This window comes from Polynucleobacter aenigmaticus (assembly GCF_002206635.1).
GTDB lineage: Bacteria > Pseudomonadota > Gammaproteobacteria > Burkholderiales > Burkholderiaceae > Polynucleobacter > Polynucleobacter aenigmaticus.
Genome location: NZ_NGUO01000001.1, coordinates 52,286 through 77,124 on the forward strand (window position 1 = coordinate 52,286; position 24,839 = coordinate 77,124).

The 24,839-nt window shown below is 47.4% G+C and carries 28 protein-coding genes and 1 pseudogene; 16 read left to right on the forward strand and 13 right to left on the reverse strand.

Features of this window, described 5'->3' with window-relative positions:
• Window positions 1-447 (reverse strand): FKBP-type peptidyl-prolyl cis-trans isomerase, encoded by a 447-nt coding sequence (locus tag CBI30_RS00220; RefSeq protein WP_088526344.1) that lies wholly within the window; start codon window positions 445-447, stop codon window positions 1-3.
• Between the two features lie 136 nt (window positions 448-583).
• On the opposite strand from CBI30_RS00220, the gene CBI30_RS11185 reads away from it, so the two are divergent.
• From CBI30_RS11185 to rpmG, 5 genes are all read left to right on the forward strand, one after another.
• A complete protein-coding gene (locus CBI30_RS11185) occupies window positions 584-826 on the forward strand; it encodes a Mov34/MPN/PAD-1 family protein (RefSeq protein ID WP_338046834.1) in 243 nt (80 codons plus the stop codon).
• 66 nt (window positions 827-892) lie between these two features.
• The gene (locus tag CBI30_RS11405; RefSeq protein WP_420812029.1) at window positions 893-991 is read left to right on the forward strand and encodes a JAB domain-containing protein; all 99 of its coding nucleotides are present in this window, start codon (window positions 893-895) and stop codon (window positions 989-991) included.
• A gap of 2 nt (window positions 992-993) precedes the next feature.
• On the forward strand, window positions 994-1,167 hold the full coding sequence (locus CBI30_RS11345; protein WP_206075507.1) for a JAB domain-containing protein: 174 nt from the start codon (window positions 994-996) through the stop codon (window positions 1,165-1,167).
• A gap of 149 nt (window positions 1,168-1,316) precedes the next feature.
• Window positions 1,317-1,550, forward strand: a complete 234-nt coding sequence (rpmB, locus tag CBI30_RS00230) for a 50S ribosomal protein L28 (RefSeq protein ID WP_088526345.1) — start codon at window positions 1,317-1,319, stop codon at window positions 1,548-1,550.
• Between the two features lie 11 nt (window positions 1,551-1,561).
• Window positions 1,562-1,729, forward strand: a complete 168-nt coding sequence (rpmG, locus tag CBI30_RS00235) for a 50S ribosomal protein L33 (protein ID WP_088526346.1) — start codon at window positions 1,562-1,564, stop codon at window positions 1,727-1,729.
• A 90-nt stretch (window positions 1,730-1,819) separates the two neighbouring features.
• On the opposite strand, the pseudogene CBI30_RS00240 reads toward rpmG, so the two are convergent.
• The 3 genes and pseudogenes from CBI30_RS00240 to purN form a co-directional block, all read right to left on the reverse strand.
• Window positions 1,820-3,014, reverse strand: a pseudogene (locus CBI30_RS00240) (DesA family fatty acid desaturase).
• A 26-nt stretch (window positions 3,015-3,040) separates the two neighbouring features.
• Complete coding sequence (locus tag CBI30_RS00245; protein WP_088526347.1) at window positions 3,041-4,630, reverse strand: RsmB/NOP family class I SAM-dependent RNA methyltransferase; 1,590 nt, start codon at window positions 4,628-4,630, stop codon at window positions 3,041-3,043.
• Complete coding sequence (purN, locus tag CBI30_RS00250; protein WP_088526348.1) at window positions 4,627-5,256, reverse strand: phosphoribosylglycinamide formyltransferase; 630 nt, start codon at window positions 5,254-5,256, stop codon at window positions 4,627-4,629. The genes CBI30_RS00245 and purN overlap by 4 nt, the downstream gene beginning before the upstream one ends.
• Before the next feature lie 51 nt (window positions 5,257-5,307).
• Between purN and CBI30_RS00255 the strand changes: the two genes are divergently transcribed.
• The 5 genes from CBI30_RS00255 to dut are packed head-to-tail and all read left to right on the forward strand — an operon-like array spanning window position 5,308 to window position 11,367.
• Window positions 5,308-6,258, forward strand: coding sequence for a bifunctional riboflavin kinase/FAD synthetase (locus CBI30_RS00255; RefSeq protein ID WP_088526349.1), 951 nt, complete (start codon window positions 5,308-5,310; stop codon window positions 6,256-6,258).
• Window positions 6,233-9,112 (forward strand): isoleucine--tRNA ligase, encoded by a 2,880-nt coding sequence (gene ileS, locus CBI30_RS00260; protein WP_420812030.1) that lies wholly within the window; start codon window positions 6,233-6,235, stop codon window positions 9,110-9,112. The genes CBI30_RS00255 and ileS overlap by 26 nt, the downstream gene beginning before the upstream one ends.
• Before the next feature lie 30 nt (window positions 9,113-9,142).
• Window positions 9,143-9,637 (forward strand): signal peptidase II, encoded by a 495-nt coding sequence (gene lspA / locus CBI30_RS00265; RefSeq protein WP_088526350.1) that lies wholly within the window; start codon window positions 9,143-9,145, stop codon window positions 9,635-9,637.
• A gap of 9 nt (window positions 9,638-9,646) precedes the next feature.
• Window positions 9,647-10,858, forward strand: a complete 1,212-nt coding sequence (gene coaBC / locus CBI30_RS00270; RefSeq protein ID WP_088526351.1) for a bifunctional phosphopantothenoylcysteine decarboxylase/phosphopantothenate--cysteine ligase CoaBC — start codon at window positions 9,647-9,649, stop codon at window positions 10,856-10,858.
• A 59-nt stretch (window positions 10,859-10,917) separates the two neighbouring features.
• A complete protein-coding gene (gene dut / locus CBI30_RS00275) occupies window positions 10,918-11,367 on the forward strand; it encodes a dUTP diphosphatase (RefSeq protein ID WP_088526352.1) in 450 nt (149 codons plus the stop codon).
• A gap of 108 nt (window positions 11,368-11,475) precedes the next feature.
• Here dut and clpA read toward each other — a convergent pair whose 3' ends face one another.
• Together clpA and clpS are read right to left on the reverse strand one after the other, a co-directional pair.
• On the reverse strand, window positions 11,476-13,782 hold the full coding sequence (gene clpA, locus CBI30_RS00280; protein WP_088526353.1) for an ATP-dependent Clp protease ATP-binding subunit ClpA: 2,307 nt from the start codon (window positions 13,780-13,782) through the stop codon (window positions 11,476-11,478).
• Window positions 13,779-14,135, reverse strand: a complete 357-nt coding sequence (clpS, locus tag CBI30_RS00285) for an ATP-dependent Clp protease adapter ClpS (RefSeq protein WP_062310600.1) — start codon at window positions 14,133-14,135, stop codon at window positions 13,779-13,781. Before clpS ends, clpA begins: the two co-directional genes overlap by 4 nt.
• Before the next feature lie 275 nt (window positions 14,136-14,410).
• On the opposite strand from clpS, the gene CBI30_RS00290 reads away from it, so the two are divergent.
• On the forward strand, window positions 14,411-14,614 hold the full coding sequence (locus CBI30_RS00290) for a cold-shock protein (protein WP_011903586.1): 204 nt from the start codon (window positions 14,411-14,413) through the stop codon (window positions 14,612-14,614).
• A 122-nt stretch (window positions 14,615-14,736) separates the two neighbouring features.
• The gene (locus CBI30_RS00295; protein WP_088526354.1) at window positions 14,737-15,192 is read left to right on the forward strand and encodes a DUF192 domain-containing protein; all 456 of its coding nucleotides are present in this window, start codon (window positions 14,737-14,739) and stop codon (window positions 15,190-15,192) included.
• Window positions 15,193-15,197: 5 nt separating this feature from the next.
• On the opposite strand, the gene CBI30_RS00300 is transcribed toward CBI30_RS00295, so the two are convergent.
• The 4 genes from CBI30_RS00300 to argF all read right to left on the reverse strand — a co-directional run bounded on the left by CBI30_RS00300 (window position 15,198) and on the right by argF (window position 18,597).
• Window positions 15,198-15,938, reverse strand: a complete 741-nt coding sequence (locus CBI30_RS00300; RefSeq protein WP_088526355.1) for an alpha/beta hydrolase — start codon at window positions 15,936-15,938, stop codon at window positions 15,198-15,200.
• A gap of 74 nt (window positions 15,939-16,012) precedes the next feature.
• Window positions 16,013-16,318 (reverse strand): pyrimidine/purine nucleoside phosphorylase, encoded by a 306-nt coding sequence (gene ppnP / locus CBI30_RS00305; RefSeq protein ID WP_088526356.1) that lies wholly within the window; start codon window positions 16,316-16,318, stop codon window positions 16,013-16,015.
• 42 nt (window positions 16,319-16,360) lie between these two features.
• Window positions 16,361-17,590 (reverse strand): argininosuccinate synthase, encoded by a 1,230-nt coding sequence (locus tag CBI30_RS00310; protein ID WP_088526357.1) that lies wholly within the window; start codon window positions 17,588-17,590, stop codon window positions 16,361-16,363.
• A gap of 59 nt (window positions 17,591-17,649) precedes the next feature.
• Window positions 17,650-18,597 carry an ornithine carbamoyltransferase gene (gene argF / locus CBI30_RS00315; protein ID WP_206075508.1) on the reverse strand — a complete coding sequence of 316 codons (948 nt, stop codon included), beginning with the start codon at window positions 18,595-18,597 and terminating at the stop codon, window positions 17,650-17,652.
• 152 nt (window positions 18,598-18,749) lie between these two features.
• Between argF and CBI30_RS00320 the strand changes: the two genes are divergently transcribed.
• A complete protein-coding gene (locus CBI30_RS00320) occupies window positions 18,750-19,064 on the forward strand; it encodes a DUF3579 domain-containing protein (RefSeq protein ID WP_088526358.1) in 315 nt (104 codons plus the stop codon).
• 75 nt (window positions 19,065-19,139) lie between these two features.
• Here CBI30_RS00320 and rpsT read toward each other — a convergent pair whose 3' ends face one another.
• Complete coding sequence (rpsT, locus tag CBI30_RS00325; protein WP_088526359.1) at window positions 19,140-19,406, reverse strand: 30S ribosomal protein S20; 267 nt, start codon at window positions 19,404-19,406, stop codon at window positions 19,140-19,142.
• Window positions 19,407-19,559: 153 nt separating this feature from the next.
• Here rpsT and murJ point away from each other — a divergent pair, with 153 nt between their 5' ends.
• Window positions 19,560-21,113, forward strand: a complete 1,554-nt coding sequence (murJ, locus tag CBI30_RS00330; RefSeq protein ID WP_088526360.1) for a murein biosynthesis integral membrane protein MurJ — start codon at window positions 19,560-19,562, stop codon at window positions 21,111-21,113.
• Window positions 21,114-21,118: 5 nt separating this feature from the next.
• Window positions 21,119-21,961 carry a SirB1 family protein gene (locus CBI30_RS00335; protein ID WP_088526361.1) on the forward strand — a complete coding sequence of 281 codons (843 nt, stop codon included), beginning with the start codon at window positions 21,119-21,121 and terminating at the stop codon, window positions 21,959-21,961.
• A 45-nt stretch (window positions 21,962-22,006) separates the two neighbouring features.
• Here the strand turns inward: CBI30_RS00335 and CBI30_RS00340 are convergent, their stop codons facing one another.
• Window positions 22,007-22,651 (reverse strand): VTT domain-containing protein, encoded by a 645-nt coding sequence (locus CBI30_RS00340; protein ID WP_088526410.1) that lies wholly within the window; start codon window positions 22,649-22,651, stop codon window positions 22,007-22,009.
• 80 nt (window positions 22,652-22,731) lie between these two features.
• Here CBI30_RS00340 and miaA point away from each other — a divergent pair, with 80 nt between their 5' ends.
• A complete protein-coding gene (miaA, locus tag CBI30_RS00345; RefSeq protein WP_088526362.1) occupies window positions 22,732-23,733 on the forward strand; it encodes a tRNA (adenosine(37)-N6)-dimethylallyltransferase MiaA in 1,002 nt (333 codons plus the stop codon).
• Here the strand turns inward: miaA and purM are convergent.
• Complete coding sequence (gene purM, locus CBI30_RS00350) at window positions 23,726-24,778, reverse strand: phosphoribosylformylglycinamidine cyclo-ligase (protein WP_088526363.1); 1,053 nt, start codon at window positions 24,776-24,778, stop codon at window positions 23,726-23,728. The genes miaA and purM overlap by 8 nt on opposite strands.
• Between the last annotated feature and the right edge of the window lie 61 nt (window positions 24,779-24,839).

Consider the following 24,839-nt stretch of genomic DNA (forward strand, 5'->3'; position numbering starts at 1 on the left):
TTAGAGAATAGCCACGATTTCAGCTTCGAAGGTCACAGGCCTTCCAGCAAGCGGGTGGTTGAAATCAAACCAAGCGCCCTCTTCATTGATCGATTGCAAGACACCAGCGTATTGGGCGCCACCAGGCGCATTAAATTCAATCACATCACCCGGATTAAATTCCACATCATCATCGCGACCTTCTTTGAGCGCACCTAGAGAAACCCACTGAATTAACTCTTCTTTGCGCTCACCAAAACTCTCTTCAGGCGGCATTAAGGCACTTTTCTTTTCCCCAACACTTAATCCAATCAACACCCTCTCAAAACAAGGCGCAAATTGTCCAGAACCCATCATTACCGTCGCAGGGCGATCGATAAAAGTATTGATGTAATCATCCCCACTGGGCAAAGTCAGCCGATAGTTGAGGGTCAGGAAGGAGTTAGGCAAAACCGTAATCTTAGTCATAAGGTAATTGTATCTAGGCCTGACGCCAGCGTGCACTCGCCCATTACCGAATGGCCCACAATGGATCAGCCCCGCGAAAAACTGCGTGCCCTAGGGGGTAGGCGCTCTGAACGATGCAGAATTACTAACCATCTTCTTGCGAGTTGGTATTAAAGAAAAAACTGCCATGGCCTTAGGAGGGGACCTTCTCCACCATTTTGGCAATCTGCTGCGCCCACTGTCCAACACCCCAGAGAAATTAACCCAGATTCAAAGCATGGGTATTTCCAAGTGGTCTCAAATTCAGGCTGCCTATGAGCTAGTGAAGCGCAGTCTTGAGAAAATACTTACTCAGGATTCCATTTTTTCATCCCCCGGCTATGTGAGAGAGTTCCTGTAAGCCAAATTTGGGTGTCTACCGCATGAAGTTTTTCCATGTCTCTACCTTGACTCCCGCCTACACCTAATTGATCGCCAGGAGCTCTTTAGAGGCTCCCTGACCCATACGACTGTCTACCCCCGAGAAATCCTCAAGGAAGCCTTCTTTAGGAATGCTAGGCCCTGATCGTGGTTCATAACCACCCCAGTGGAAACCCGCTTCCTAGCCTTGCCGATCAAGAATTAACCAAGACACTCTCCAAAGCCTTGCAATTGGTCGATATTCCGCTTTTAAATCATTGCATTGTGAATGGCAGTGGTTTTTTCTCATTTTTCGATTCAGGTCTTATGAAAAATGACTAAAAAAGATAGTGATTACTAACTTAGTGGGATATTTTTAGCATAATTGAGCCTCTACTGACTAAATCCTCATAACTAAAGCGAAATAGGGGTAGATCAAAGTGGGCTGAGGCTGATACAATCTTTTTTTTCGCAATTAATGGAGTTATGTCATGGCAAAAGTTTGCCAAGTCACTGGGAAGAAGCCGATGGTTGGCAACAATGTATCCCATGCAAACAATAAAACGAAGCGTCGCTTTTTGCCGAATTTGCAAAATCGTCGTTTCTGGGTTGAATCTGAAAACCGTTGGATTAGCTTGCGCTTAACCAATGCTGGTTTGCGCGTTATCGACAAAAACGGCATCGATGCTGTTTTGACTGATCTACGTGCACGCGGCGAAATTTAAGGAGCACAAAAATGGCTAAAGGCGGCAGAGAAAAAATCAAATTAGAGTCATCAGCTGGTACTGGTCACTTCTATACAACTACAAAAAACAAGCGTACAAAGCCTGAGAAAATGGAGATTATGAAGTTCGATCCCACTATTCGCAAGCACGTTGCTTACAAAGAAACAAAGCTGAAATAATTTATCGATTCGATATTTATTCGCAGCAAATAAAAAACCCGCTACTAGTAGCGGGTTTTTTATTGTCTTAGTTATTCCGAAGCTAGTGACTTAAATGTAACGACGCAATCTTAAGGAGAAGTCACGCAAACTAGATAAGCCGCTATCTTCTGCGCGGTGGCACCATGAGTGCAATTGAGATAGCAATTGATCGCCAGTGGCATTAGAACGACTCCAGATCGCTTGTAAATCACGACGCATCTCAATCATCTTACGTAACTGAGAATTCGTTGCCATCAACTCTTCCAGCTTGATCTTTTCTTCTGCGGTCAAACGAGATTCATCCTTACCCAACCAAGTGCGCGCATCATTAAGATGAGCGGCCAACACTTGCATATGCTGAACTTCATTATTGAAGAAGCTACGCAAAGTCTTGCTGTAGCGAGCCATGATTTCGTAACGGTTAGCAATGATGGCTTCAAGCGTTCCCTGATCTGCGGGACGCAAGTCACTGAGAACTGGCTTAGGAGAAGTCTTCTTCACTTTAGCCAAGCCTACAGCACTCATCATCTGAATGTACATCCAGCCAATATCGAACTCATACCATTTACTAGACAACTTAGCGCTAGTAGCGAAAGTATGGTGATTATTGTGTAACTCTTCACCACCAATCAAAATTCCCCAAGGAAAAATATTGGTTGAAGCATCTTCGCAATCGTAATTACGGTAGCCCCAGTAGTGACCGATGCCATTAATAATTCCAGCGGCTGTAATCGGGATCCACAGCATTTGGACGGCCCATACTGTTAAACCAATTGCACCAAACAAGAACACATCAACAACGAGCATTAAGGCAAGACCCTGCCAAGAACATCTGGAATAGATTTTGCGCTCGAGCCAGTCATCTGGCGTGCCATGACCAAACTTATCTACAGTCTCTTGATTTTGTGATTCCGTTTTATACAGCTCAGCACCGCGAGAAAGGACTGTGCCAATGCCCAACACTTGTGGGCTGTGTGGATCATCAATCGTCTCGCACTTAGCGTGATGCTTGCGATGAATGGCTGCCCACTCTTTAGTAACCATGCCCGTTGTTAACCAAAGCCAGAAACGGAAAAAATGGGACATGATGGGATGTAAGTCCAAAGCACGATGCGCTTGGCAACGATGTAAAAAAAATCGTGACGCCAGCGATGGTGATGTGGGTGACAACCAGAGTAAAAACGAGGATTTGCCACCAAGTCCAACTTAAATAACCATGGGAAAGCCAGTTAAGGAATAACTCAAAAGCTGAAGCTGTATTCAAAAGGGCATCCTAGAAAGTCTAAACCCTTATTTTAGTTCTTTCCCAGCTTTCTTGGTTTTGACATAGATCTCTTTTTCCTCGTCTTTTCCAACCTCATCATCAACCTTTGCCACAGGTGCGGCAGCTTTCTTTTGGAAAACCGCAGCAAAGAAACCGTCAGTGCTGTGGATATGGGGCCATAACTGCCACCATGGATTATCTGCACTACAACCTAAAGGCAATTTATCCTTTGGAAATAGAGGCTTGAGAGCTTCGGCAGCTGGAACCACCTCAAAATTAGGGTGTTTTGCCAGAAAATCTTCTGCAATCTGTTGATTTTCTTGGGGCAAAAGGCTGCAAGTGGCATAAACCAAGCGTCCGCCTGGTTTTAATAAGCGACTTGCTGAGGCTAAAATATTTGTCTGCTTTTGATTAAGCTCTAGAACGCCTTGGGGGGTCTGACGCCACTTCAGATCTGGATTGCGTCGCAGAGTTCCCATGCCACTACAAGGCGCGTCTACCAAGACACGATCGATCTTGCCAGCCAAACGCTTGATCTTGGCATCATTCTCACTATCGATCCATACAGGGTGGACATTAGAGAGGCCACTACGGGCTTGTCGTGGCTTTAAATTGGCTAAGCGACGCTCAGACGTATCAAGAGCGTACAAGCGCCCTGTAGAGCGCATGAGCGCCCCAATCGCCAAGGTCTTTCCACCAGCACCCGCACAAAAGTCCACCACCATCTCGCCACGCTTAGGCGCAAGCAAGTAAGCCAAGAGCTGACTACCCTCATCTTGAACTTCGAACATCCCCGCTTTAAAGCCAACTGTGTTTTGCAAGGCAGGTTTACCCATAATGCGCACACCATCAGGTGCGTAAGGAGTTGGGATAGCTTGATAGCGGCCACCTAGTGCATTCATCTCGGCAAGCAATTGCTCACGAGTCGTCTTCATGGTGTTGGCACGTAGATCTAATAGGGCTGGGTGCATCAATGATTTAGCTAGCGCTTCACGCGTTTCTTCGCCAGGATATTTTCCAAATGCATCCCAAAGCCATTCAGGCAAATTGTTGCGAACCAATGGATTGAGCGCTGTTGGATCAACGGTAGCAAAACGTTGCAACCACTCATATTCACCAGGCTTTAGTACATGAGCCAAATCAGCAATCGCACTCTCTGCGCGGTTAGCTGAACCGAGACCGCCTTCAGTCAGCGCGGACATCAAACCCAATAGAGCTAAGCGTCTAGCCTGTGAGCCCTCGCCACTGGAAGCAAACTGTGAGAACTCATTTTTACGACGCAAAATAGCAAAAGCGCTCTCCGCGATCAAGGCGCGATCACGATTGCCCAACTGTGGCTCAGAGCGGAAATACCGACTCACAACCCGATCGGCTGGCTGCTCGAAAGTTAATAACTCCGGAAGTAATCGTTCTAAATGAATGGCATGCTGAGGCAAAGCCTTGGCATTAGAAAAGTTTTTTTGACCTTCTAGTGCAATGATATTGCCGCTCGCATTACGACGCTCTGGGCGACGCAAAGGATCTTTTGATTTGGAAGCGTAACTTTTTTGTGGGCCTAGTCTGGATCCGGATCTTGATCCGGTGCTGGCTCCGCGGGATGAACGTTCTTTACTCATAATTTTATTAATTGCGACTCCGGTGGTTGTACCTGAACTTGATTACCTTCTATTCGCAATCGTCCATCAAGGAACCATTTTACGGCCCGCGGGTAAATCTGATGCTCAGCAGCCAAAACTCGGGCCGCCAAACTGTCGGCATCATCATCTGGGAGCACTGGAACCGAGGCCTGGCAAATGATCGGACCCTCATCCACCCCCTCAGTGACAAAGTGCACGCTAGCTCCATGCTCAGTAACCCCAGCCTCTAAAGCACGCTCATGGGTGTGTAAACCTGGGAAAGCAGGCAGTAAAGCTGGGTGAATATTGATGAGGCGACCCTCAAAATGACGGATAAAGCCTGGGGTGAGAATTCTCATGAAACCCGCCAAAACAACCAAATCAGCCCCTAATTCATCAATTTTCTGAATCAGGGCGGCGTCAAAGGACTCACGGGTGGCATGCTCCCGATGTTCAATGGCAAAGGATGGAATACCCTGAGAGCGTGCAAAATCAAGCCCTTTAGCAGCGGAATAATTAGCAATGACCCCGGCAAATTTAACGGGCCAGCCCTCTTTTTGGGCAGTTTTGACAATGGCCTCGAAATTGGATCCACGGCCTGAGATTAAGGTAACGATTGATGGCATGCCCACAATATAATTGATGGTTACCCCGAAAGCGACCCTGAAAGCAATTTAGTGAACGTATTCCGTGGCCCTACCCAGTTTTCTGCTGGACCAGCTTGTGCCTTAACCATCGGTAATTTCGATGGCGTGCACAGGGGTCATCGCGCCCTACTAAAACAGCTCAAAGATGGAGCCCGAGAACGTAACTTAGTCAGCTGCGTCATGACTTTCGAGCCGCACCCCAAAGAATTTTTCTCTCCAGAACAAGCACCTCCACGCATTCTGAATTTGCGAGATAAGCTCGCTGCTTTTGCAGACATCGGCATCGACCGCATTGTTGTAGAGCACTTCAACAGTGCATTTGCTCGCCTCACGCCGGAACAATTTGTTTCTGAAGTCATTGTTAAACAACTCAATGCCAAATGGATTTTAATCGGGGATGATTTTTGCTACGGTGCAAAACGCGCCGGCGATTTTGCAAGCCTAAAGGCAGCTGGTAAAAAATATGGTTTTGAAGTTTCAAGCATTCACACTGTACTTGAAGATGGCGAAAGAATTTCTAGCTCAGCATTGCGTAATGCATTGGCCAATGGAAATATGGAGCAAGCCAGTAAATTACTCGGTCGTCCTTACGGAATTTCTGGTCACGTTATTCATGGTCAAAAACTAGGGCGTACTTTAGGTTTCCCCACATTGAATCTTGCGGTTGCCAATCATCTGCATCACCGCAAGCCAGCATGCTCTGGTATCTTTACCGCACAGGTAGTAGGCCTTAGTGATAAACCGCTTCCCGCAGTAGCCAGCCTAGGCGTGAGGCCGACCGTTGAAGATGAGGGTCGCGTATTGCTGGAGACCCACATCTTTGATTACAACGCAGATGTCTACGGAAAAATTATTACCGTAGAGCTCTTAGAAAAAATTCGTGATGAGGCGAAGTACTCTGACCTTGACACCCTTACCAAAGCGATTGCATCTGATGCAGCGCATGCCAGAAATTATTTCCAGAAAAAAACTTATGTCTGAAAAAGAAAACTCTTATCCCGTCAATCTTCTAGAGACCTCATTCCCGATGCGGGGAGATCTGCCGAAACGTGAGCCCCAGTGGGTTGCACAATGGCAGAAAAATAAACTCTACGAAAAGATTCGTGCGGCGCATGCCAATCAACCTAAATTCATTTTGCATGACGGCCCTCCTTATGCAAATGGCGACATCCATATTGGTCACGCGGTAAACAAAGTTCTTAAAGACATGATTGTGAAGTCTCGCTGGTTCATGGGCTTAGACTCTGTCTATGTGCCAGGCTGGGATTGTCATGGGATGCCAATTGAGATTCAGATTGAAAAACAGTTTGGCAAAAATTTGCCGACGGCTGAAGTGCAAGCCAAGGCGCGCGCTTATGCACAAGTGCAAGTAGATAAGCAAAAGATCGACTTTGAGCGCTTAGGCGTTTTGGGCGACTGGAATAACCCTTACCTCACCATGAACTTCCGCAATGAGGCGGATGAGATTCGTGCGCTGGGCAAGATCTGGGAAAAGGGTTATGTCTTTCGTGGATTGAAACCAGTGAACTGGTGTTTCGATTGCGGCTCCGCACTTGCTGAAGCCGAAGTGGAATATCAAGATAAGACTGACCCAACAGTAGACGTTGGCTTTGCTTTTGATGACGCGCAACGTCCACAGCTGGCAACAGCATTTGGTCTTCCTGAGATTCCAGCTAAGCCTGGAATGATTGTGATCTGGACAACAACACCTTGGACCATTCCATCAAATCAAGCCTTAAATGTTCACCCGGAGCTTAGCTACGCCTTAGTGGACACTGGCGATCAGTTGCTCATCCTGGCAGAAGATCGCGTAGAAACTTGCTTGCAAGACTTCGGGCTTGAGGGGGCAATCATTGGCACTTGCTTGGGCAGTCAGTTGGCAAATATTTCTTTTTGGCATCCGCTGGCTCCATTGCATGAAGGCTATAAACGCCTCTCCCCAATTTACCCTGCTGAATATGTGACGCTCGATACCGGTACCGGTGTAGTCCACTCAGCACCAGCCTACGGTGAGGAAGACTTTAAATCATGCAAAGCAAACAAGCTCGCTGATAAAGATATCCTGAACCCAGTCATGGGTAATGGCGTATATGCCTCTTGGCTGCCACTCTTTGCAAATGAATATATTTGGAAAGCCAATCCCAAGATTGTGGAAGCGATGCGTGAAGCGGGAAGTCTGCTTAGAGATAAGACTTATACCCACTCCTACATGCACTGCTGGCGTCACAAGTCCCCAATTATTTATCGTGCTACTTCACAGTGGTTTGCGAGTATGGATAAAAAGCCATCCGATGGCAAAGCAAGCTTACGTGAAGCGGCAATAGCTGGTATTGAGAATACCGAGTTCTTCCCGGCATGGGGTAAGCAGCGCTTGAAGAGCATGATTGCCAGCCGTCCCGATTGGACCTTGTCGCGTCAACGCCAATGGGGCGTACCGATGGCCTTCTTTGTTCACAAGGAAAGTGGTGAACCGCATCCACGCACAGTGGAATTGCTTGAGGAAATTGCTCAGCGTGTTGAAAAAGAAGGTATTGAAGCCTGGCAAAAACTCGAGGTTGCCGATCTGCTTGGCGAAGAGGCTGCGCAATACGAAAAGAATCGTGACACCTTGGACGTCTGGTTTGATTCTGGCACAACCCACTGGCACGTCATTCGTGGCTCACATCGCGATGAGCTCTATCGCCCCGAAGCTGAGACTGCAGATGGTCGTTTGGCGGATTTGTATCTTGAGGGCTCAGACCAACACCGCGGTTGGTTCCATTCCTCTTTGCTCACTGGCGCCATGCTCGATGGCAAACCGCCTTATAAAGCACTACTCACTCACGGCTTTACCGTTGACGGTCAAGGCCGCAAGATGAGTAAGTCCGTTGGTAATGTGATCGCCCCTCAACAAGTTGCCGATAAGTTGGGCGCAGAAATTATTCGCCTCTGGGTAGCCTCTACTGATTACTCCGGTGAGATGACTATCTCCGATGAGATTCTGAAGCGTGTAGTGGAGAGTTATCGCCGCATTCGCAATACCCTGCGGTTCCTATTGGCCAACTTATCTGACTTTGATCCAAGTCAGCATGCGATGCCAGTTAACGAATGGCTAGAGATTGATCGCTACACCGTGGCACTTGCCAATCAATTGCAGCAAGACGTTCAAGCACACTATCAGGCTTATGAATTCCAACCTGCTGTAGCACGCATGCTCACTTTCTGCTCAGAAGATTTGGGTGGTTTTTACTTGGATATTCTGAAAGATCGTCTCTACACGAGTGCACCGGATTCGAAAGAGCGTCGTGCTGCACAAAATGCGCTATTCCACATCACTCGCAACCTCTTGAAATGGTTGGCGCCCTTCCTCTCCTTCACTGCAGAAGAAGCGTGGCTGTCATTCCCGCATGGTGTTGGGGAGAAGCCAAGTGAATCCATCTTTATGGAAGAGTTTGGCGCTTTCCCAGAAATCGCCCAGGCTACAGAATTGCTCGCCAAGTGGAATCGCATACGAGAAATTCGCTCTGAGGTGACTAAGGCGATTGAGATCGAGCGTGAAGCTGGTAATGTAGGCTCATCCTTACAAGCCGAGCTCACCATTAAAGTGGGTGATATTGACTTTGCAATTCTGCATTCATTAGAAGATGACTTGCGTTTTGTCACTATTACCTCAAGTGCCAACCTAGAACTGAGCAATGCGGGCCTAGAAGTGCTGGTGCGCGGCAGCCAATATAAGAAATGTGGTCGCTGCTGGCATCACACTCAAGATGTTGGCGCTAATGTCGAACATCCAGAGTTGTGTAGTCGCTGCATTAGTAATCTTTTTGGAAGTGGTGAAAGCCGCTTGTTTGCGTAAGCAAGATAACAAATAGACTGATATCAAGCTATGACTACAAACCTGTCATTCCTCCGCTGCCTAGCAATTGCTGTTATCACGCTATTGCTGGACCAACTGAGTAAATGGTCCGCCCTAAGCAATTTGCACATCGGAATACCTGAGCCTGTATTGCCTTTCTTAAATTGGCTTTTGCTATTTAATCCGGGGGCGGCATTTTCATTCTTGGCGCAGGGCTCTGGATGGCAACGTTGGTTTTTTACGGCCCTCGGTTTAGCTGCTTCAGCTTATATCCTCTGGTTACTCCACAAGAGTCAAGGGGATAAGATGCTGTGCTGGGCTCTTAGCCTCATTCTGGGTGGCGCCTTAGGCAATGTCCTAGATCGCATCATGTATGGCGCTGTAGTCGACTTCATTGACCTGCATTACGCCAATTGGCATTGGCCAGCATTTAATATTGCCGATAGTGCTATTTGTATTGGGGCAGGACTCATCATTTGGGGCGAGCTACGCAAGTCATTTGGCAAAACCTCCCAATCCCTTTAAGCTGGCGCCATGCAATCACTTTTGAATAAGAAAATCGTTCTGGGCATCTCCGGCGGAATAGCAGCCTATAAATCCGCTGAGTTAGCACGCCTGCTCATGCAAGAGGGCGCAAGTGTTCAAGTAGTCATGACACAGGCTGCTCAACAGTTTGTGACGCCCGTTACCATGCAGGCGCTTACTGGCAATCCGGTTTACACCAGTCAATGGGATAGCAGCATTAGCAACAATATGGCGCATATTGAACTGTCTAGAGCGGCTGACGCCATTCTGATTGCGCCTGCCAGTGCAGATCTGATGGCAAAGCTTTCTTTGGGCTTGGCTGATGATTTGCTAAGCACCTTGTGCCTAGCAAAAGATTGCCCACTCCTCCTAGCCCCTGCCATGAATAAACAAATGTGGGAGCACGCAGCGACCCAAAGAAGTGCGCAGCGTCTGATTGAAGATAAGGTTACCTTACTCGGTCCTGCTAGTGGCTTTCAGGCTTGTGGTGAGGTAGGTTTTGGGCGCATGCTCGAGCCAGCAGAAATTACCGAACAACTGATTGCCTTCTTCCAAAAGAAGCCGCTCCTCGGTAAACGAGTACTCATTACTGCTGGACCCACCTTTGAGGCGATTGATCCGGTACGCGGTATCACTAACCGTAGCTCAGGCAAGATGGGCTTTGCCATTGCTCGCGCAGCCCTAGAGGCAGGCGCCCAGGTTCACTTGGTTGCAGGTCCATGCGATCTCACCACACCATTAGAAGCAACAGGGAAAATTACCCGCACTAATGTGGTCAGCGCTAAAGAAATGCATGCAGCCACTATGCAATCCGTGGATTGCGATATCTTTTTTGCTGTTGCTGCAGTCGCTGACTGGGGCATTGCTAAACCCGCAAAAGAAAAAATGAAGCGCCAAGGAAAACAGGCTCCAATTCTGGAGTTCGTTGCTAATCCCGACATCCTTGCGGATCTTGCTAAAACAGTCAAAACCAAAGGTGGCAAGCCACATCCTTATTGCGTTGGCTTTGCAGCTGAATCTACCGATCTCCAAAAACATGCTGAAGAGAAACGCAAGCGCAAAGGCATTCCAATGGTGGTCGGCAACATTGGACCGGATACCTTTGGTAGCGATCTCAATCAACTACTCATCATTGATGAAAGTGGGAGCAAGAAAATCGCCAAGGCAGAGAAACTTCAGCTTGCACGTCAGCTCATTCAACTTGTGGCTAAGAAAATATAATTTTTAACCTCGCAACTACTGAAATACCAAAATACCCAAACCCAGTCTTAGGAAATTTTATGCAACAACTTCAAGTCAAAATTCTCGATGAACGTATGCGTGATCAACTTCCAGTGTATGGCACACCTGGTAGCGCAGGCCTAGACTTACGCGCCTGTATAGATGAAGCCATCGAGATTGCACCAGGTCAAACCATACTCGTACCAACTGGCTTAGCTATCTTTGTTGAAGATCCTCGGTATGCAGCATTCATCCTTCCAAGATCAGGGCTTGGCCATAAGCACGGCATCGTGCTTGGAAACTTGGTGGGATTAATTGATTCCGATTACCAAGGTCAACTGATGGTGAGCACTTGGAATCGCGGCTCCACAACATTTAAGCTCGAGCCAATGGAACGCTTAGCTCAATTGGTAGTGATGCCAGTAATACAAGTTGAACTCAAAGTTGTTGAAGAGTTTACTGAGAGCAGTCGGGGCGCTGGTGGATTTGGGAGCACTGGTCGGGTCTAAGCTAGACTTTTTCGATGGCATTACTTACTCAAATTAAAAAACCACCCGCGAGGGTGGATTTTTAATTCCAACGAAATACTCTATAAAGCATTGCCACTTTAAGAAGAATTAAATTTCCTCAACTGGCGCTATATCTGCCTTAGGTCGCTTACCCGGAGCCACCGGTGCATCAAACTCAAGCTGTACCTTACCGTCCGCATCAACATCCACGGCAACGTGACCGCCCTGCACCAACTTACCAAAGAGCAGTTCATCAGCCAAAGCTTTGCGAACCGTATCTTGAATAATCCGCTGCATTGGTCTTGCGCCCATTAGTGGATCAAAACCATGTTTCGCTAAATGAGCACGCAATGCCGAACTAAATGTGGCATCTACTTTCTTTTCATGCAACTGCTCTTCTAGTTGCATTAAGAACTTATCAACCACACGCATGATGATGGTCTCATCAAGCGCCTTAAAGGAAACAATTGCGTCTAAACGATTACGGAACTCTGGCGTGAAGAACTTCTTAATATCCGCCATCTCATCACCAGACTCACGCGCATTGGTAAAGCCGATAGTAGACTTCTGCATCGCTTCAGCACCAGCATTGGTAGTCATGATAATGATCACGTTACGGAAGTCTGTCTTGCGCCCGTTGTTGTCTGTAAGTGTGCCATGATCCATGACCTGCAAGAGGATATTGAAAATATCCGGATGGGCTTTTTCAATCTCGTCCAGCAAGAGAACACAATGCGGTTTCTTATTAACGGCCTCAGTCAGCAAACCACCTTGATCAAAGCCGACATATCCTGGAGGTGCACCAATTAAGCGACTTACCGCATGACGCTCCATGTACTCCGACATATCAAAGCGCAAGAGTTCAATACCCAAGATATAAGCCAACTGCTTGGCAACCTCAGTCTTGCCCACACCCGTTGGGCCTGAGAATAAGAAAGAGCCAATAGGCCTATCTATCTTGCCAAGGCCGGCACGGGTCATTTTGATAGCACTAGCCAAAGCCTCGATTGCGGGATCCTGGCCAAATACCACGCTCCTAATATCGCGATCTAAGGTTTGTAGCTTGCTGCGATCGTCCACAGTCACAGACTGTGGCGGTATGCGGGCAATTTTGGCTACGATCTCCTCAATCTCTGGGCGGCCAATGGTTTTCTTTTGCTTAGATTTAGGCAGGATGCGTTGAGCAGCGCCAGCCTCATCAATCACGTCAATCGCCTTATCTGGTAAATGACGATCATTAATATAGCGTGCAGAAAGCTCTGCGGCAGCCACTAAAGCAGCGGACGCATATTTAACGCCGTGATGCTCTTCAAAGCGAGATTTCAGGCCACGCAAGATCTGTACAGTTTCATCAACGGTTGGCTCAACCACATCGACCTTTTGGAAGCGACGGGATAAAGCAGCATCTTTTTCAAAAATACCCCGATACTCAGTAAAGGTAGTTGCGCCAATACATTTGAGCTGACCATTAGACAATGCGGGCTTGAGTAAGTTGCTTGCATCTAGCGTTCCACCAGAGGCAGCGCCCGCACCAATCAAAGTGTGAATCTCATCAATAAATAAAACACCGTGAGCGCTGTCTTTTAAAGACTTCAACACACCCTTTAAGCGCTGCTCAAAATCACCACGGTATTTAGTGCCCGCCAATAATGCGCCCATGTCTAATGAATAGACTGTGGCATCCGCCAAAATCTCGGGAACATCACCCTTCACAATGCGTAAGGCAAGACCCTCAGCAATGGCAGTCTTACCAACGCCTGCCTCACCCACCAAGAGTGGATTATTTTTACGACGACGGCACAGCACCTGAATCACGCGCTCAACTTCGCTATCGCGCCCAATTAGGGGATCAATCTTGCCTTGTTTGGCCAAGACGTTGAGATTCTGGGTGTATTGCTCGAGAGGGCTCTCCTTGCCGCTAGAGCCTGCCTCTTCGGCTTCTGGAGTGGATTCGGCAGGCTTAACCTGCTCAGTCTGATCTTTACGAACCCCGTGGCTAATAAAGTTCACCACATCTAAGCGCGTCACCCCCTGCTGTTGCAAGAAGTAAACCGCATGAGAATCTTTTTCACCAAAGATGGCGACCAACACATTGGCGCCAGTCACCTCTTTCTTGCCGCTGGATGTGGATTGCACATGCATGATGGCGCGCTGAATCACACGTTGAAAACCCAAAGTCGGTTGCGTATCAACTTCATCGCTTCCAGGGACGACAGGTGTGTTGTCGTTAATAAAATTTTTCAGCTGCGCACGAAGCTCAGCAATATTGACAGCGCAGGCCTTTAAGACGTCGACTGCTGTCGCGTTATCCAGTAAAGCAGCAAGCAAGTGCTCTACCGTAATGAACTCATGTCTTGAGGCTCTCGCGTCAACAAACGCCATGTGCAAACTCACTTCTAATTCCTGGGCAATCATGCTTCCTCCATAGTGCACTGTAGTGGGTGACCCGCTTCGCGGGAGAGCTCGATAACTTGATGCACTTTTGTTGCCGCAACATCACGTGTAAATACACCGCAAATGCCTTTGCCAACTAAATGAACCTGCAACATGATCCGTGTAGCTGTCTCATGATCTTTATTAAAATACTCCTGAATCACCATCACCACAAATTCCATTGGCGTGTAATCGTCATTCAATAGTAAGACTTTGTACATCGAAGGCGCTTTTAATTTCTCGGCCTGCTTTTCGAGAAGAATAGTGTCTTCAATGTGGGGGTTGTTTGGATTGCCAACCGTGGGATTTTTCGTAGTGCGACTCATGAGAAACATTCTAAACACAGATATATAAATTTGGATTTGAGGGCTTTGTTGCAAAAAACCATCAATAAAGACCTCTTAAACCCATATTGGGGCATTTTTCGATAAAAAAAGGGGGCTTTACTGGTAACTATCTTTACCCCACCCCTTGACACCCCAGCATAAAGGGCAAACAATTGTCTCGTAGGCTTCATTTGAGGTCCTATTTAGGCGTGTTGTAGAGCGAGACTGATTAAAAAGTATTCACCCTCATCACGGTTGTTTTAAGTTTATGTAATGGAGTTCGCATGGCGACCGGAATTGTTAAGTGGTTCAATGATGCAAAAGGTTTTGGCTTTATCAAACCTGATGATGGTGAAGAAGAGTTGTTCGCGCATTTCAGCGCAATCACAATGCCTGGGTTCAAGACCCTCAAGGAAAACCAAAAGGTAACGTTTGACATTACCCAAGGTCCTAAAGGCAAACAAGCTACTAATATCCAAGCAGCTTAATCTGCTTTAGATCATTATTAAAAACTCAGGATTTGTTCCTGGGTTTTTTTTCGTCTGCATTTTCTGGCTTTACTAACCGTGCCTTAGAATTGTCTTCTCTCACATCCCCCACTCAGATCACTATGCGTTTACTCAATTTCAAACAATTTATCCTCACACTTGCAGTGATCATTGGAAGCCTTTCATCCATTTCGTTCGCACAGCAGAATATTGACCTACCTACGATTGAACTCAAGACGGGGATCTACCGCATTCAAGCAGAACTAGCAGACAACCCTAAGGCACGTGAGGTCGGACTCATGAATCGCGCTAGCATGCCAACCAATTCAGGCATGCTCTTTATCTTTGAGCAAAAAGCAGGGCATTGCTTCTGGATGAATAACACCAGGATTCCACTATCCATCGCCTTCATTGCCGACGACGGTAGGATTGTAAATATCGAAGAAATGCAAGCGGGGACTACCAATAATCACTGCCCCAAAGTGGCCGTGCGTTACGCATTGGAAATGAACAAGCAATGGTTCTCTGAAAGAGTTATCGTGCCAGGCGCCTTAATTCAAGGGCTACCTAAGAAGTAAGCGGTTTAGTTCTTTAAAATAAATTGGGCTGCAGCTTTAATAAACTCCGGCTCAATTTTATTAAAACCGTGATAAGCAGTAGACCCACAAACATCCCCCTCGCTCACCCCGCCATCCATCGAAACAAATTGGGCCGCTGATGTATTCGGTCTATTTTTAATAATGCTTTCGGAGGTGGAAAACGGCGTATTTGCGCATCCATCATCTACATGGTGAATAGCCAATACTGGGATACTTACATCAGAATCTATTGAAGCTGACCGATAAGTACCAGCTACGATCACTCCAGCAATCAGTTTTTCTTGGTCTTTACCGCCATTCACAAACTCGGTGACGCTCATCGTGCCCATGCTGTGACCGAAAATCCAAATGGGTAAATTGAGCTTGTCCTTGTAATAACGCACCACATTCAGAATTCTTTGCTGATGATCCCGCACAGAACGAGAGTGCGCCCTGCCATTACCTAAGTCATAGGGGGTATCAACCAGCACCACATCAATTCCATGTTGGGCCCACTGATTTTTAGATCTCACGAAAGTATGAAAGCTGCTGGTAGATCCATCATCTTTTAGCCGCAGCATTCCTCCGCCGCCTGGGAATAGCAACACTACTGCCTTAGCATTCTGAACGGGGAGCAACAGTGTTCTAGTGGGGCCGTCATCTTTATAGGCAACATCAAAAACCTGAGCGCTCGCCAAGCCGGAGAATAGGATTCCCATAAAAATGATGAGTGGAGTTAATTTCATATTTTCTTTTTTACACAGATTCAGATCAAAAAAACCACCCGCAGGTGGTTTGGATGCCTAGTAATAGTTGCTACTTATTCAAAGTGGCAAACATAGTGCACTGGGGACTCAGCACGGATGATGAAATAACCGCCCTTTTCCACCTCCCAGCTTTGACCTGCCTTGAACTCTACTTCAGGGGCACCATTAATGCTGACAAAAGCATTGCCGTCCACCACTTCCATAATTTCATTTGTACTGAGGTCAAAACGTAAGGTACTTGGCAATACCACGCCAACCGACTTACGAACACCATTTGGCAAAGTCACAGTATGAGATACGCACTTACCGTCAAAAAATACATTGGCTTTTTTGCCGACAGAAACTTGATCAAATTGCATCTTTATTCTTTCTAATCCGTTTTTATTTACTGTTGATATTAATTACTTGGCGCGTTTGCGTCTTGCAGTTTCAGCAATCCGCATACGCAATGCATTGAGCTTAATAAAGCCGCCAGCGTCCGCCTGGTTATATGCGCCACCATCATCATCAAAGGTAGCAATCGTCTGATCAAACAAGGTATTCGCGGAATCACGTGAGATCACCGATACAGATCCCTTGTAGAGCTTCAAGCGCACTACACCGTTCACCATCTGTTGAGTATGATCGATCAAGGTTTGCAAAGCGAGGCGCTCTGGCGCCCACCATAAACCGTTGTAGATCAAGCTAGCGTAGCGTGGCATCAGGTCATCCTTAAGATGCGCAACTTCGCGATCTAAAGTAATGCTCTCAATACCGCGATGGGCTTTCAACAAGATGGTGCCGCCAGGGGTTTCGTAACAACCACGGCTCTTCATACCAACAAAGCGGTTCTCAACCAAATCCAAGCGACCAATACCATGCATGCCACCAATACGATTGAGCTCAGCCAACAACTCATGCGGCTTGTAGGCTTTTCCATTAATCGCTACTGGATCACCCGCGCGGAATTCAATTTCAATAATTTCTGCAGCGTCAGGAGCTTTTTCAGGGGATACAGTCCAACGCCACATCGACTCTTCTGCCTCGGCATTAGGGTTCTCAAGGTGACGACCCTCGTAGCTGATATGCAATAAGTTGGCATCCATTGAATAGGGTGAACCACCCTGCTTGTGCTTCATCTCAACGGGAATGCCATGCTTCTCCGCATAAGCCATAAGCTTTTCACGAGAGAGTAGATCCCACTCGCGCCACGGAGCAATGACTTTAATTCCTGGCTCGAGTGCGTAGTAACCCAATTCGAAGCGTACCTGGTCATTACCTTTGCCAGTCGCACCGTGCGATACAGAGTCTGCGCCAGTCAAACGAGCAATCTCAATTTGACGCTTAGCAATAAGTGGGCGTGCGATTGAGGTACCCAATAAATATTCGCCTTCGTAAATCGTGTTGGCACGGAACATCGGAAATACAAAATCACGTACAAACTCTTCACGCAAGTCATCGATATAAATATTCTCTGGCTTGATGCCAAATTGCAGCGCTTTAGCGCGCGCTGGCTCAAGCTCTTCACCCTGACCCAAATCGGCAGTGAAAGTAACAATCTCGCATTGATAGGTATCTTGAAGCCATTTCAAGATCACGCTAGTATCAAGACCACCGGAATACGCTAAAACTACTTTTTTAATATCAGACATGATTTCTATTCAATCAAAAAAATGAATCAATAAATAACTAAGGCAAATTACTTTAAAAATTAATCCAAACGGCCGCAGAGCAAATACTCCATCAAAGCCTTTTGAACATGTAAACGATTTTCTGCTTCTTCCCAGACAATGCTTTGAGGGCCATCAATCACTTCCGCAGAAACCTCTTCACCACGATGCGCTGGCAAGCAATGCATGAATAATGCATTCGGCTTAGCCAATGCCATTAACTCTTCATCAACCATCCAGTCTTTGAAGGCAGTCATACGGGAAGTATTTTCATCTTCGTACCCCATGCTAGTCCACACATCAGTGGTGACTAAGTCAGCGTCTTTGCAGGCATTCATCGGATCAGCGCAAACAGTAAGGTGTTTCAACGCTTTGGCAGTCAGTCTTGAACTGTCCAGCTGATAGCCCCCTGGTGCAGAAAAGCGAATCTGAAAATCTAGACACTCAGCAGCCTGTATCCAGGTATAGGCCATATTGTTGGCATCACCCACCCAAGCAACTGTTCTTCCTTGAATTGGGCCGCGCGCCTCTACAAAAGTAAAAATATCAGCCAAAACTTGGCAAGGGTGAAATTCATTGGTTAGGCCATTAATCACTGGCACACGAGAATTAGCCGCAAAGCGCTCAATAATCTCTTGACCGAAGGTGCGGATCATGATGATGTCCGTCATCCGTGAAATCACCTGCGCAGCGTCCTCTACAGGCTCGCCACGGCCTAGCTGGGTGTCTCGGGTGTTCAGGTAAACGGCATGGCCACCAAGCTGGTGTATACCTGCCTCAAAGGAGAGGCGAGTACGAGTGGAGTGCTTCTCAAAAATCATCGCCAAGGTGCGGTCGTGTAAGGGATGCCAAGTCTCATAACTTTTAAACTTGGTCTTAAGCCAAGCAGCACGCTTGAGCAGATAGTCATACTCCTCGCGAGTCAGGTCGGCAAACTGCAAGTAATGCTTAGCCTGGCCAGGCACTTGAGGCTTTGCCAAAGATGTCATAGTTGAGCTTTCTACTTGAGTTTTAGCTTGCATTGTTTGTTTGGGCATCGAACTGCACGAAAATAGTTCCTAAAGTCATCTTAAGGCCATCTCAGACTGTTAAGCTAGAGGGCTGAGCAACACTTATTCATTACAACGATTTCTACGCCAACTTGAACCACAAAAAGCTTTTCATTCAAGGCATTACAACTTCTGGCAAACCTTTCCGCCCCAGCGACTGGGCCGAACGTCTTTGCGGAGTAATGGCCACTTTTCGCCCGCCAGGCGATGCTGGCGACCCCCGCTTCACTTACTCGCCTTATGTCAGGCCAGTGGTCATTGCCACAGTGAAATGCGTTGTTATTGATACCAGACTAAGAGACCTTGATCCGAGAGCACTCGACTTTGTCATGAACTTCGCCAAAGACAACAGCCTGCCAATCGAAGAAGCCTGCGAATTCGAGCCGAATTCGCGCTCTCAGTCCTAAAAACAAAAACCCGCTCTGATAAGGAGCGGGCTTAGGCCCAGATCAATCTAGAGCCTGCCTAAAACTATAAAAGTCTTACGCTGCCATTGCCTTAATAGCTGCAGACAAACGTGACTTCTGACGTGATGCAGTGTTCTTGTGAGCAATCTTTTTGTCAGCAATCTTATCGATTGTTGACTGAGTCGCTGCAAAGATTTTTGCTGCAACATCCTTGTCGCCAGTTTCAATTGCTTTACGAACTGCCTTAATGGAAGTGCGGAGCTTTGAACGCAAGCTAGAGTTGTGTTCATTCTGTTTTACTGCCTGCCGTGCGCGTTTACGCGCTTGTGCGGTATTGGCCATCTTTAAACCTTGCTATATAAAAATTACAAAATACGGTTAACTAAAATTCTGTGTGGGTTCGCCAAATTTGTAAGCTGACTCACCAAAACCCAAGATTTTACATTAAAGGACTAAAAAAGCCCAGCCACTTGATAAATAGGGGAAAATTAGCCCATGAATCTGCTTTCAGCTGCTGCTAAGGTTAGCTCCCTCACAATGCTCTCCAGGATTACCGGACTTCTCCGGGAAACCCTGATTGCCCGTAGTTTTGGGGCTTCTGAGTGGACTGACGCCTTTAATGTGGCCTTCAGACTACCGAATTTGCTGCGCCGGCTCTTCGCTGAAGGAGCCTTTTCCCAGGCATTTGTGCCTATTTTGGGGGAAATTTCCAGCAAAGGGGATGTAAAGCAGTCCCAAATCCTCGTAAATGCCGTTGCCACGCTCTTATTTTGGGCTTTACTGCTCACGGTACTGCTGGGGGTAATCGGCGCGCCCTTGCTGATTCTAGCCATCGCCACTGGCTTTAAAGGCGGGCCCGCATATGAAGCCAGCGTAGTCATGACCCGCATCATGTTTCCTTATATCGGCCTGATTTCGATGGTTTCCTTGTCTGCGGGAATTCTCAACACCTTTGGGCGCTTTGCCATTCCCGCCTTTACCCCGGTTTTACTCAATTTAGCCCTTATCGGTAGCGCAATCTTTTTAGCACCCCACCTAGAGCAACCTATTTATGCCCTGAGCATTGGCGTTCTCTTGGGCGGCTTCTTGCAACTCGCGATTCAAGTACCGGCACTTTCTCGCCTTGGCCTATTGCCAAAAGTGGGATTGCTGCCTGGAGCGATTGCGACAGCCATTAAAAATCCGGATGCTCGTCGGGTTATGAAATTGATGGGGCCAGCTGTGTTTGCAGTATCCGTCGCCCAAATTTCTCTCATCATCAACACTAATATCGCCTCACGTTTACAAACAGGCAGCGTTTCTTGGCTGTCTTATGCCGATCGTTTAATGGAGTTTCCGACAGCACTTTTGGGTGTTGCATTAGGCACCGTCCTTCTCCCTAGCCTCAGTAAAGCAAATGCGAATAATGATTTGGTTCACGCTGGCGAACTATTAATTTGGGGATTGCAACTCACCTTCCTACTTGCGGCCCCTTGCGCTATTGCCCTCTTTATTTTTGGCGAGCCTCTCGCAGCAGTCTTGTATCACTACGGGAAATTTACTGCTCTCGATGTATTGATGACGCAACGTGCATTAGCAGCTTATGGTGTTGGATTGATTGGCCTCATTTTGGTAAAGATCCTGGCTCCTGGGTTTTACTCACGTCAAGATATCCGTACTCCGGTAAAAATTGGCTTGCTCGTTTTAGTGGCAACGCAATTAGCCAATGTGGTTTTTGTTCCCTGGCTCGGGCATGCAGGACTAGCGCTGTCCATTGGCGCTGGCGCCTGTCTCAACGCGACACTACTTTGGGTAGGCCTGCATCGACGTGGCGCCCTTCCTAGTGCTGCCTGGCTTAAGTATTTGAGCCAACTTCTGCTGGCTTTAATCCCCTTCTCACTCCTCTTGTATTACGCAGCTACTGCGCATGATTGGATTGCGCTTCAGCAAACTCCTTGGACCAGAGTTGGATTATTGGCTGCTTGGCTTAGTGCGGCTGCAGTAATTTACTTTGGAGCTCTCGCCCTTGTTGGCATCCGCTGGCAAAAATTCCTGCGTCATGCAAAATAGCTGATATGCCAACACAACAACTCGACTACTTCACCTCACTGGTTGCTGAGGACGAACACTTCCCTTTGACCGAGGCAGCAGTAGCAGTAGCGCAGCACGCCTACCCCGACCTGGATGTGCAAGGCGTACTCGATAAGATCGATCAATGGGGTAATAAGCTCAAGAAACAAATTACCCCAGATACACCACCGATTCAGCGCCTGCAACTGTTAAAGCATTTCTTTTATAACGAGCTAGGCTTTGGTCCAAACCCCAATGACTTCTACGCACCTGAGAATTCTTATCTCCATCAGATTATTGAAAATCGTCGCGGCATTCCTATCTCACTAGCTATTTTGATGATGGAGCTCGGCCAGCAAATTGGCTTAAATATTCGTGGCATCTCTTTTCCAAATCACTTCATGATGCGCATCTCTCTCCAGCAGGGCGAAATCATCATGGATCCATTGACTGGTGATTCTCTATCCAAGAATCAATTACAGGAAATGCTCGACCCTTACCTCGATGCCAAAGGCTATCGTGGTGAACTCAGCTTACCGCTGAATATTTTCTTGCGCGCTTCCAGCGCCCGAGAAATCCTCTCACGCTTTATGAGAAATCTCAAAATGATTTATTCAGAGGATGAGCGTTGGGAGCGTCTACTTGGAATTCAAGAGCGTCTGGTGATCTTGCTACCAGATTCGACCGAAGAAGTGCGCGACCGCGGCTTGATCTTTGCGCAACTAGAATACGTGCGCCCTGCTATAGCTGATCTACATCACTACTTAAGTGAAATGCCGGGCGCTGAAGATGCAGTAGATATTCGAGAGCACATCGCCACGCTCGAGAGTCAAACCAAGCTGCATTAAGCTATTAAGCTCAGTACTCTCAAAAAGATTACTGATTACTGCTGCTTATTTCTTTTTGCGCTGAAAGATTTTGTATGCAGCGGCCAACACAATCGGAATAGCAGCAGCGCCAATACCAATCAACACGATGACATTGAGATTCTGACGAATGATCGGAATGTTGCCAAAGAAGTAGCCGGCCACTACCAATCCAAATACCCACAAGACTGCGCCAGTAATGTTAAAAAACTGGAAGCGCGAAAAGTTCATTTCTGATACGCCAGCAACAAACGGTGCAAAGGTGCGAATGATCGGCAAGAAACGCGCAACAATAATCGTCTTGCCGCCATGCTTCTCATAAAAAGAATGCGTCTTACGCAAGGCTGCCTGGTCAATCCAGCGAGATTCACTGCTAAAAATACGGTGACCAATCCAACGGCCGATAAAGTAGTTCACGGTATTGCCACCGATAGCGGCAATCAATAAGCCAATACAAAGAGTCCACAGATTGAAGTGCTCAGTAGCACAATAGGCGCCCGCAATAAACAACAGTGAATCACCCGGCAAAAAAGGGGCAACGACCAAGCCTGTCTCAGCAAATACGATGGCAAATAGCAGGCCATAAGCCCAGTATCCATACTGCTGAATCACCACATCAAGATGGCGATCAATATGCAATAACAAATCACTGAGTTGCAATAGGGTGTCGATCAACTGGCGTTCCTTTATGTTTGCAAGGATATTAACAGGCTGGCAATACAGCTTGCTACATTTCATTCTTATAATGAGCTATGCAAACTGAACCCCACATTCAGCCTACGCATTTACCTGATCAGCCACCCATACTTTGTATTGTTGGCCCCACGGGCGCAGGCAAAACCCATCTCGCCATGGCTTTAGCAGAGCATGCCAAATCTATTGGTCAAACCATTGAATTAATCAGTATGGACTCTGCCCTGGTGTATTGCGGACTAGATATTGGTAGCGCTAAGCCAACTAAGGCTGAGCAGGCAGCAGTTCAGCACCACCTGATTGATATTTTGGAACCCACTGAGTCGTATTCAGCAGCGCGCTTTGCGAACGATACCAAACGACTGTGTGAAGAAATTAGTGCGCGAGGACACATTCCTGTCGTGGTGGGTGGAACGATGTTGTATTGGCGTGCATGGGCCCATGGCCTTTCCTCACTTCCACCAGCCGATCCAGAAATTCGCGCCCGCCTAGACGAACAAGGGAAAATGATTGGCTGGCCTGCTATGCATGCTGAATTAGCCAAAGTCGACTCTGTGACTGCCGCACGTTTACAGCCCAACGATTCTCAACGAGTGCAACGCGCTCTAGAGGTTTATGAAATCACTGGCAAACCCATGTCCGAACTATTGGCGGAGTCACCAAGTGAAGATGGCAGGGAAGGGTCTGCTATTCCCGAATGGATTAATCTGATATCACTAGAGCCAAGTGATCGCTCACGCCTACATCAGAATTTAGAAAAACGCTTTGATGAAATGCTAGCTGGTGGACTACTAGAAGAAGTTGAGGCGTTGAGAAACAATCCAGGGCTGCATGCCGACTTGCCTGCTATTCGTTCAGTTGGATATCGACAAGTCTGGGAATATTTAAATGGCGCAGTTGATCAAGAGGAGATGCGCTACAAAGCACTAGCGGCTACAAGGCAACTAGGCAAAAGGCAGCTCACTTGGTTGCGAGCCATTGCCGGAAGAAACACTTTTGACCCCTTCAACCCCAATGAGTTGAAGGCTGCCCTAGAGTACTGCAAACAAAATCTTAGATAACGATGGTTTGTGGAGCACCAGTTGGACGCTCTACAACCTCACCAACAGTCCAAGCATTTAAGCCTTCAGCCTTGAGTGAGGTGATTGCCACATCCACTTGATCAGCAGACATAATCACCACCATACCAATACCGCAGTTAAATACACGCACCATTTCGGCATCAGCCACGCCACCCTTCATCTGCAGCCAGCGGAAGAGTTCTGGCATTTGCCAGCTGTCGCGATGCAAGACGGCTTGAGTATTTTCTGGAAGTACGCGCGGTACGTTATCCACGAGGCCACCACCAGTAATGTGAGCCATACCCTTCACATTAATCTCAGAGATGAGCTTGAGAAGTGGTTTGACGTAAATTTGTGTTGGGGCCATCACAACATCGCCTAGAGGACGGCCACCCAGGTCATCGGTTGGCTTAGCGCCAGCGCGCTCAATAATTTTTCGAACCAATGAATAACCATTGGAATGTGCACCACTAGAACCAATTGCCAAAACCACGTCGCCCGGAACAATCGTCGCACCAGTAATGATTTTGGATTTTTCAACGGCACCAACAGCAAAGCCGGCCAAATCGTATTCACCCGGAGGGTACATACCAGGCATCTCAGCAGTTTCACCACCGATAAGGGCGCAACCAGAGAGCTCGCAGCCCATCGCAATTCCACCCACCACGGTTGCAGCAGTATCAACAGTGAGCTTGCCGCAAGCAAAGTAATCTAAGAAAAAGAGGGGTTCAGCACCTTGCACCAAAATATCGTTCACGCTCATGGCCACCAAATCCTGGCCAATCGTATCGTGACGATTCCATTCAAAGGCTAACCTGAGCTTCGTACCTACACCGTCAGTACCAGATACAAGAACTGGCTCTTTGTAGCGCTTTGGGACCTCAAACAGGGCGCCAAAGCCGCCAATCCCGGCAAGTACGCCTTCGCGCATGGTTTTCTTAGCCAAAGGCTTAATACGGTCAACCAAATCGTCTCCAGCGTCAATATCGACACCAGCGTCACGGTAGGAAAGGCCTTTTGAGGAAGAATCAGTAGATGAGGTCATGGCAGAGATAGAGGATTAGTAAAAAACACTACTTGGTCGGTAGAATCACTGAATTCTAGAG